General features: G+C 73.9%; 6 protein-coding genes. 4 read left to right on the top strand and 2 right to left on the bottom strand.

Translation table 11 applies throughout. From position 1 onward, the window contains the following. Positions 1–1,022 (bottom strand): LacI family DNA-binding transcriptional regulator (locus ACIQMJ_RS38105; protein ID WP_499765882.1); only part of this gene is annotated, 1,022 nt, incomplete at its 3' end. A gap of 443 nt (positions 1,023–1,465) precedes the next feature. Between ACIQMJ_RS38105 and ACIQMJ_RS38100 the strand changes: the two genes are divergently transcribed. Beyond that, complete coding sequence (locus ACIQMJ_RS38100) at positions 1,466–5,167, top strand: glycoside hydrolase family 2 TIM barrel-domain containing protein (RefSeq protein ID WP_499765881.1); 3,702 nt, start codon at positions 1,466–1,468, stop codon at positions 5,165–5,167. 266 nt (positions 5,168–5,433) lie between these two features. On the opposite strand, the gene ACIQMJ_RS38095 is transcribed toward ACIQMJ_RS38100, so the two are convergent. Continuing rightward, positions 5,434–6,375, bottom strand: a complete 942-nt coding sequence (locus tag ACIQMJ_RS38095; protein ID WP_499765880.1) for an aldo/keto reductase — start codon at positions 6,373–6,375, stop codon at positions 5,434–5,436. 46 nt (positions 6,376–6,421) lie between these two features. Here ACIQMJ_RS38095 and pdxR point away from each other — a divergent pair, with 46 nt between their 5' ends. The 3 genes from pdxR (at position 6,422) to ACIQMJ_RS38080 (ending at position 9,526) form a co-directional block, all read left to right on the top strand. Next, on the top strand, positions 6,422–7,816 hold the full coding sequence (pdxR, locus tag ACIQMJ_RS38090; RefSeq protein ID WP_499765879.1) for a MocR-like pyridoxine biosynthesis transcription factor PdxR: 1,395 nt from the start codon (positions 6,422–6,424) through the stop codon (positions 7,814–7,816). Between the two features lie 67 nt (positions 7,817–7,883). After that, a complete protein-coding gene (locus tag ACIQMJ_RS38085; protein WP_499765878.1) occupies positions 7,884–8,615 on the top strand; it encodes a hypothetical protein in 732 nt (243 codons plus the stop codon). A gap of 59 nt (positions 8,616–8,674) precedes the next feature. Continuing rightward, positions 8,675–9,526: an alpha/beta fold hydrolase gene (locus ACIQMJ_RS38080; RefSeq protein WP_499765877.1), complete on the top strand. Its 852-nt coding sequence runs from the start codon at positions 8,675–8,677 to the stop codon at positions 9,524–9,526. The last annotated feature ends 144 nt before the right edge of the window (positions 9,527–9,670 follow it).

The raw sequence follows: 9,670 nt of genomic DNA, 5'->3' as shown, positions 1-9,670 counted from the left end.
GGCGCGGGGTCCCCCCCCCCCCCCCCGGGCCGGGGGGGCCCGGGGGCGGGCCCCCGGGGGGGGGGCCCCCGCCCGGGGGGGGGGGGGGGGCCGCGGGGGGGGCCCCCCCCCCCCCCCACGGCCAGCCGACCGAGGTCCGCGGCGGGGATGTCGACCGACGACAGCGGCAGCGACTGCGCCTCCGCCAGGTCGGGCGGGCACACGGCCAGCACGGAGATGTCCCGCGGCACCCGCTTGTCGTGCCGGGCCAGCTCCGACAGCAGCGGCCCGAGGATGGCCTCGTTGTGCACCACCAGTCCGGTGACCGGGTGCGGCCGGGACAGCAGGTCGTCCAGGCAGTCCCGCAGGCCGTCGTAGGTGGGCACGCACGCCAGCGCGACGGCCTCGACGGCCCGGCTCGCGGCGGTGGCCCGGAACCCGCTGAGGAACCGGCCGGCGTAGCTCGTGCCGCGCCGGTAGACGGCGGGGGAGGGACCGATGAGCGCGATGTCGCGGTGGCCGAGGTCGGCGAGGTGGTGCACGCAGTCCGCGCCCGCCGCGGTGAAGTCGAGGTCGACGCAGGTCAGCCGGCCGGGGTCGGCGGGCACGCCGATCAGCACCGCGGGCCTGCCCAGCTCGCGCAGCACCGGCACGCGCGGCTCGGCCGCTTCGACGTCCATCACGATGATCGCGTCGGCCAGCGCGGAGGCCACCACCCGGTGCAAGCCCTCCGCGCCCTCGTCCGCGGTCAGCAGCAGCACGTCGTGGTCGTGCGCGCGGGCCTCGGTGACCGTGGCCGTGACGAACTGCATGAGCACGGGGACGTTCAGGTCGGTGCGCAGCGGCACGACCAGGGCGAGCACGTTCGTGCGGTTGCTCGCCAGGGCCCGCGCGCCCGCGTTCGGGCGGTAGCCGAGCGCCCGGATGCTGTGGTGCACCCGGCGCCGGGTGGTCTCCGAGATCGAGCGCTTGCCGGACAGCACGTACGACACGGTGCTGGGCGAGACCCCCGCGGCTCGGGCGACGTCGGCGATGGTGACCATCGGTGGATCATAGTACGGCGGACGGGCCTGCGGTCCACTGTGGACCGGCCGGGGCGGTCGCGCGGGTCGAACGGAATCGTGCCGAACGGGGACTTCGTCTGGGAGCGTTAACATGAGTGTTCCACGTCACACGGCGTCATCTCATATCTTCGCTCAGCTAACAACGTGATCGTTCCTGGTCGACATACCCGGTCGTGGGCCGGCGGCCGAATCGTTAGCGCTAACACAAGCGGGTGTGGACCACGGCCGGAAGCCGTCTGTCCACAGGGGACCGCTCACGGTCGGTGGTCGTCGGCGCTCGTCGGTTCGACACCGTTGCATCTTGACGCGGTGCGCGACCTTGCTGAATCTTGTGTGGTTCTGGTTGAACATGGAGGTTCAGCATGCCGACCCTGCGCGCTCTGGTAACAGTCATGTTCGTTCTAGGAGCTTCCGCGGTCGCCGTGAGCCCGAGCGCCGCCGCCGAGGCACCTCCCGGCGACCTCTACTCCACCTACCTGGAGAACCCCGGCATGGTCGCGGAGGGTCAGGAGCGGCCGCACGCCTACCTGCGCCCGTACGCCGACGTCGACTCGGCCGTTCGCCGCGACGAGCACACCCCGTACACGCAGTCGTTGGACGGCAAGTGGCGGATCGCGATGGCCAAGCGGCCGGAGGAGGTGCCGGCGGGCTTCCACGCCGACGGCTACGACACGTCGGGGTGGCGCGAGGTCTCGGTGCCCCACACGTGGCAGACCGACGAGCTCGACCACCCGATCTTCCGCAACATCGCCACCGAGATCCAGCCGGACGACCCACCCCGCGTGCCGCGTGACGTCAACCCGACCGGGGCGTACGCGCGCGACTTCGACGTGCCCGCCGACTGGACGGCGGGCCGCGCCACGTTCCTGCGCTTCGAGGGCGTCACGTCCGGCTACTTCGTCTGGGTCAACGGCGACTACATCGGCTACGACCAGGGTGGCTACACCCCGGCCGAGTTCGACGTCTCGGCGGCGCTGAAGCCGGGCCGCAACCGCGTGGCGGTGCAGGTGCACCGCTGGAGCGCGGGCGCCTACCTGGAGGACTTCGACCAGTGGCGCTACTCGGGCATCTTCCGCTCGGTCCGGCTGCACTCGACGCCCGCCACCCACATCAGCGACGTGACGCTGCGGACCGACCTCGACGCCGACTACACCGACGCGACGCTGTCCGCCGCCGTCGAGGTGGGCCACAAGCCCGGCGGGCCGACCGGGCCGCACCGCGTCACGGCGAGCCTGCGCGACGCCCGCGGCGCGGAGATCGGCCGGGTCGGCGGTGACGTCGAGGTGACCGAGCAGGGCGGCCGGGTCCACCTGGACATGCCGGTGCGCGACCCGGCGAAGTGGACCGACGAGACGCCGAACCTCCACACCGTCGTGGTCACGCTGACCGGCCCTGACGGCCGCACCACGCACATCACCAGCGAGACCACCGGCTTCCGCGAGATCGAGATCCGCGACAAGCAGCTGCTGGTCAACGGCGAGCGCACGCTGTTCAAGGGCGTGAACCGGGCGGAGACCGACCCCGACCACGGCAGGCACGTGCCGCGGGCGGCGCAGGAGCGCGACGTGGCGCTGATGGAGCAGCTCAACGTCAACGCGGTGCGCACCTCGCACTACCCGTCCGACCCCTACTTCTACGAGCTCGCCGACAAGCACGGCCTGTGGATCGCCGACGAGGTCGACATCGAGACCCACAACCACGAGAACTGCAACACCTGGTGCCAGGCGAACCAGCCCGAGTGGCGGCCCGCGTTCCTGGACCGCCTCACGGCCATGGTCGAGCGGGACAAGAACCACCCGAGCGTCCTGCTGTGGGACACCGGCAACGAGGCCGGCCTGGGCGCGCACCACTACGCGATGGCGGAGTGGCTGGACGCCAACGAGCCGACCCGGCCGAAGTACCACCAGTCCAACAACCCCGACGGCGACGCGCCGTTCGCCGACGTGTGGGGCCCGCGCTACCCGTCGCCGGAGCGGTTCGAGCAGCAGGCCAAGAGCACGACCAAGCCGTTGATCTTCGGCGAGTACGCGCACGCGATGGGCAACAGCCTCGGCAACTTCCGCGAGTTCTGGGACACCATCCGGGCCAACCCCGCCACCCAGGGCGGTTTCATCTGGGACTGGGCGGAGGGCAGCATCCGGCAGGAGGTGCGCATCCTGCCCGACTCGTCCGGCAACAACATCTCCGCGCACCTGTCCGGTGCCCCGGAACTGGTCGACGGCCACCGGGGCAAGGCGCTGTTCCTGTCCGGACTCGACGACTTCGTGGAGGTCTACCGGGACCGCAAGCTCGACATCACGGGCAAGGCGCTGACGCTCGACGCGTGGGTGAAGCCCGCGAAGTGGAGCGGTGACTTCCGCATCGTCGGCAAGGGTGACCACCAGTACGCCCTGAAGATGAAGACCGAGAACACGCTGGAGTTCTTCATCCACAGCGGGACGTGGCAGGCCGTGCAGGCGACCGTCCCGGGTGATTTCCACGGCAACTGGCACCGGGTCAGCGGCACCTACGACGGCACCGCGCTGCGGCTGCACATCGACGGCCGCGAGGTGGCGAGCAAGCCGTTCACCGGGGCGATCGACCCGTCCTCGGCCGAGGTGAACATCGGGCGCGACTTCGAGACGTCGTGGAACGACCCGGCCAGGGTCGGTCGGATGGCGCACGGCGCGGTGGACGACGTCCGGATCTACGACCGCCCGCTCACCCCGGCCGAGCTGACCGCGACCGAACCCGTCGGCGGCGCGGTGCTGGCCCTGGACTTCGACCGGGTCGAGGTGCGCGGCACGCACCTGTCCTACGGTTCCAGCCTGTCCGGTCTCGACGGCCTGGTCAGCCCCGACCGCCACGCGCAGCCGGAGACCACCCAGATGGCCTGGGCGCACCAGCCGCTGCGGTTCTCCTACGCCGACGGCGTGCTGTCCGTGCGCAACGAACGGCAGTTCAGCGGCACGGACGGGCTGGAGCTGCGGTGGCGCGTCAGCGAGGGTTCCCGGGTCGTGACGCAGGGGCGGCAGCCGCTGCGGGTGGCCGCGGACTCGACCGGTGAGGTCGGGGTCCCGACGCCCGCCAACCCGGCCGACCGCGAGCGGTTCCTGACCGTGGAGGCCGTCACCACGGCGGCCGGGCCCACGATCCCCGCCGGTCACGTGGTGGCGCACGACCAGTTCCCCCTCGGCGGCACGAAGGTGCCCGGCCTGGACGCGGCACCCGAGAGCGGTGCCGCCGCCATCACGGCCGACACCGAGGGGGCCGTGACGGCAGCCGCCCGGGGTGTCAGCTACACGGTGGACAAGAAGACCGGCACGTTGTCGTCGGTGAAGGTCCGCGACCGGGAGCTGCTCGCGGGCGGGCCGAAGTTGGACGCGTGGCGCGCGCCGATCAGCAACGAGACGTTCAAGTGGGGTCGCGCGGAGGGGGAGGACTGGCGCAAGGTCGGCCTCGACCGGCTCGCCACCACCGTCACCGACGTCCGGGTAGAGCCGGCCGGCACCGGCGTGCGCGTGGTCGTGGACAGCCGGGTTGCCGCCCCGGACGTCACCGGCGCGTGGTTCGACCAGACCATGACCTACACCGTCGAACGCGGGGGAGTGCTGAAGCTCGGGCACAAGGTCACGCCGCAGGGCGCGATGCGCACCTTGCCGTACCTGCCGCGCGTCGGCGTCTCGCTCGCCGTGCCGGACGGCTACGACCGGTTCGCCTGGTACGGCAGGCAGGCGGAGAGCTACGTCGACCGCAAGGACGGCACCCCGATCGGCGTCCACTCGTCCACCGTGGACGAGCAGTACGTCGACTACCACCGGCCGCAGGACCACGGCAACCACACCGACACCCGCTGGGCGCTGCTCACCGACGGCCGCACGGGCGGCCTGCTGGTGGCCGGGGCGAACGACGTCAGCGTGACGCCGTACGACGACCTGGACCGGGCCGCCTACCCGTTCCAGCTCCAGCGCAACAAGGGGTGGGTGACCCTGCACGCGAGCCACGCCGTGACCGGCGTCGGCGACACCCCGAACCCGGTCCGCGCCCGCAGCCAGGTCCGACCGGACACCACCTACGAGTACTCGCTGACCCTGCGCCCGCTGACCGTCCAGGAGGCCCGCGCGGGTCTGCCCTCGGGGGCGTGACCCCCGGCCGGGTTCGCCGGACCCCCGGAACCGGCGAACCCGGCCATCACGCGACCGCGCCCCAGCGCTGCGGCTGCTCCGCGGTCAGCTCCAGCACCACCCGGTGACGCGACCCCCGGTCACCCCACCGTGCCGCTGCCCGCCGCCGGTGCGACTGCCGCCCGCCACCGGTGCGACCGCGAGCTGTCCACCCGCGCGACCAGGCGAGCGCCACCCGGTTGCGCGGGTGCCGAACCACATCGCACCCAGGGCCAGGTCGTCGGCTCTCAGGCCGCGTCGTCCAAGCGCTGCCGCTGCTCGGCGGTCAGTTCCAGCGCCACCCCGGCGACGGCGTCGTCCAGCTGCTCGACCGTGCTCACACCCACGATCGGCGTGATGTCGAGCTCGCCGCCGGTGAGCCAGGCGAGCACGACCCGGTTGCGGTTCGTGCCGGTCTCGGCGGCGACCTCGTCCAGCACGGCCAGGCGGTTCGCGGTGCCGGCGTGGTCGTACTCGGCGGGCAACGGCTTGTCCGCCCGGGTGTAGCGCCCGCTGAGCAGCGGTGTGTACGCCCACAGCGCCATGTCCGAGTGGTGCTCCAGGTAGTGGACCACCTCGTCGGTGACCGCGCCGAACCGGTGCACGACGGTGGGTCGCGTGCCGGGGCGCGGTTGCAGGTAGGTGTGGTGCTGCTGCACGGCCGTGAAGCCGGTCCGGCCCTGGTCCCGCGCGATCTGCCGGGCCCGTTCCACCTGCCACACGGGGTAGTTGGAGCCGCCGAGCCTGCCGACCACGCCCGCCGCCACCAGCTCGTCGAACGCGGCGACGGTCTCCTCCAGCGGCGTCACCGGGTCGGGCTTGTGCGCCCAGTACAGCTCGACGTGGTCGGTGCCGAGCCGCCGCAGGCTGCCCTCGATCCCGTTCTTGACCACCCCGGCGGACAGCCCCTCGGCCGTCTCCGGGAACTTGCCGGCCTCGGTCGGCTCGCAGCCCACCTTCGTGCTGATCCGCACCCGCTCGCGCACGCCCGGCCGGCTCGCCAGCCAGCGGCCCAGCAGCTCCTCGCTCTGCCCGCCGAACCCGCTCGGGTCCTCCCAGAACGAGTAGCAGTTCGCGGTGTCGATCCAGACGCCCCCGGCGTCCACGAAGCGGTCCAGCAGCTCGAACGACCGGCGCTCGTCGGTGACCGTGCCGAACAGCATCGCGCCCAGGGCCAACTTGTCCATCATGCCCACCACGGTAAGTCGATTCGGCTCGGCGTTACTGTCCAATCCCGTGGTGGTTTCCCAGACCAATTTCGCGTGGGCGACGCTGGTGGACGTCGGCGGCCCGGGACGCCTGCACGACCGCCTGGCCCGCGCGTTGCGCACCGCGATCCGGGACGGACGGCTGGCCGAGGGCGACGCCGTGCCGCCGAGCCGCGCGCTGGCCGAGGAGCTGGGCTGCTCCCGCTGGGTCGTGACGGAGGCGTACGGGCAGCTCGTCGCGGAGGGCTACCTGGCCGCGCGGGTGGGGTCGGCGACCCGGGTCTCCTGGTCGCCCGAGGTGGCGCCGCCCCAGCCCCGCGCCCGGCGTGCGCCGACCCGGCCCGCCATCCGGTACGACCTCGCGCCCGGCCTGCCGGACCTGCGCGCGTTCCCGCGCCGGCGGTGGGCGGACGCGGTCCGGTCGGTCATCGGCTCGGCCGTCCACTACGACCTCGACATCCCCGACCCGGCCGGGCACGCCGAGCTGCGCGGCACCCTCGCCCAGTACCTCCGGCGCTCGCGCGGCGCGGACGCCGACGCCACGTCCGTGTTCGTGTGCGCCGGCGTCACCGACGGTCTCGTCCGCACGTGCCGCGCGTTGCGCGCCGAGGGGATCACGGACCTCGCCGTGGAACACCCCGGCTGGCCGCGGCTGCGTGACGCGGCGGCGAGCGCGGGCCTGCGCGTCCACCTGGTCCCGGTGGACGACGACGGCCTGCGCGTGGACGACCTGGCCCGGACCCCGGCGCGGGCGGTCGTCGTCGGCGCGGCGCACCAGTTCCCGACCGGCACGGTGCTGTCCCCGGCGCGCCGGGCCGGCCTGGTGCGCTGGGCCCGCGAGGTGGACGGCTTCGTCGTCGAGGACGACTACGACGCCGAGTTCCGCTACGACCACCGCCCGGTCGCGGTGATGCAGGGCATGGACCCCGGCCGGGTCTTCCTCCTCGGCACGGTCAGCAAGACACTCTCCCCGGCCCTCGGCCTGGGCTGGCTGGTCGCGCCGGCCGGCGTCACCCCGGCGCTGCGGGCCGCGAACCCGGTCACCGCCGCGCCGCCGGTGCTGGACCAGCTGGCGCTGGCCGCGTTCATCGACCGCGGCTGGTACGACGCCCACCTGCGCGCGGGCCGGCGCCGCTTCCGCGCCCGCCGCGACCTGCTGCTCACCACCCTGGCCGCAGAACTGCCGCGGGCGCGGATCTCCGGCACCGCCGCCGGCCTGCACGTCCTGCTCCACCTGCCGGACGACGCGGACACCCGGGCCACCGTCCACGCCGCGGCCTCCGCGGGCCTGCGGCTGGCGGACCTCGACGACTACCGCGAGAAGGGCTCGCCGGACCGCGCCCTCGTCCTCGGGTACGGCAACATCGGCGACACCGAGATCCCCGCCGCCGTGGCGCTCCTGCGCGCGGCCCTGACCCACTGATCATCACCGTGCGTACCCGATGATCGCGAAACGGTGACGTTACGCTGCGGTCGGGAGGTGGTGCGGGGTGCGGCTGCCGTTTCGCGTGCACGAGTCGGTCCGGGCGGAGTTCGAACGCCGGTGGGCGGGCGTGCGGGCGTCGGTGCTGCTCGGCTTCCTCGGCCCGCCGGCGGTGAGCCTGGTCGTCGCGCTGATCGCGCCGTGGTCGGGCGTGGTCGGGCCCGGGTGGGTGGTGCTCGCGCTCGGCGCCGCCGTGCCGGTGTGGTTCCTGGCCGGACGGGTCTACGTGCGCCGGCCCGGCTGGTGGGCCGGGCTGATCGCCTACACCGGCGCGGCGCAGGCGCTCGGCGTCGGCCTCCTGACCCGGCACGTCCTGCTCGCCCTGCCGACCGTGCTCGCCGCGGCGGCCGCGGGGGCGCTGGTGACGAAGGCGGAAGCGGCGCTGGTGGACGTGTCCGGCGGCGCCATCGCCGGGACCACGCTCGGCGTGCGCAGCGCGTCGCGGCAGGTGCGCAACCCCACCGGGCACCCCGTGCTCGCCCACGCCAACGTGGACGGTGAGGTGCTGCGCTGGCACGTGACCACCGGACCGTCCACCCCGGACGTCTCCGGCGGCGAGCTGCCGCTGCGCGCGATCACCGACGTCCGGGTGGCCGACACGTCCGCCGCGCCGGGCGGCGAGGTGGTCGTGGTCCGCACCGCCGACGCGGAGGTCGAGCTGGTCGTCGGCCACCCGCACGGCTTCGCCGCCCTGCTCGACCGCCGCCTGCGCCTGCTCCGCGACGACGACTGGTCGTAACGGCCGCCGTTGTTACTCGTTGGTCAAGTAGAGGTCCGACGACGGAAGGGGCAGCGGCCATGGCGACCGAACGGTTGCGGCTGGAGGACGGCACGGAGCTGAACGTGGCGCGCAGCGGTCCGCCCGACGCCGAGTTGACCGTGGTGCTCGCCCACGGCTACGCGCTCGACCACCGGAGCTGGCACCGGGTGGTGACCGCGTTGCCGCGGGACGTGCAGGTGATCGCCTACGACCACCGCGGTCACGGCGCCTCGTCGCCGGCGGACAAGGAGACCGCGACCATCGAGCAGCTCGGCGACGACCTCGGTGAGCTGATCGAACGGCTCGCGCCCGAGGGCCGGGTGGTCGTGGCGGGGCACTCGATGGGCGGCATGGCCGCGATGGCGATGGCCGAGCGCCGTCCCCGCCTGTACCGGCAGCGGGTGTCGGGCGTGGTGTTCGTCTCGACCGCCGCGACGGACCTGGCGGAGACGTCGCTGGCGTGGCCGAAGGCGCTGGGCAAGTTGGTGCGGGAGCTGGAACGCGCGTTCGGGCCGCTGGTCCGCGCGGTCCGGGAGAAGATCGAGCCCGCGAAGACCGCGGGGTTGCGCTGGTGGTTGTTCGGCGACGAGCCGCGCGAGGAGGACGTGGACCTCACCGCGGACATGGTGTGGTCGCACTGGCCGGAGACGGTCGCCCTGTTCCGGCCCGCGGTCGACCGGTACGACCGGGAGGCGGCGCTGACCGTCGCGGGGGAGCGGCCGGTGATCGCGGTGGTCGGCGACGAGGACCGGCTGGTGCCCGAGTCGAACGCGAAAGCGCTGGCCGCGGCGGTCGGCGGCGAGTCCGTGGTGGTGCAGGACGCGGGCCACATGCTGCCGTTGGAAGCGCCCGAGCAGGTGGCCGCGCGGATCATGGAACTGGCCGGCTGACCGCCCGGTGTGGGCGGGCGCGGGCCCCCCCCCCCCCCCCCCCCCCCCCCCCCCCCCCCCCGCCCCCCCCCCCCCCGCCCCCCCCCCCCCCCCCCCCCCCCCCCCCCCCCCCCCCCCCCCCCCCAAACCCCCCCCCCCCCCCGC

The sequence above is a fragment of the Actinosynnema sp. NPDC091369 genome, from assembly GCF_044757065.1.
GTDB lineage: Bacteria > Actinomycetota > Actinomycetes > Mycobacteriales > Pseudonocardiaceae > Actinosynnema.
Note: the sequence above shows the minus strand (reverse complement) of the source record. Positions and strands in the feature narration are given on the sequence as shown.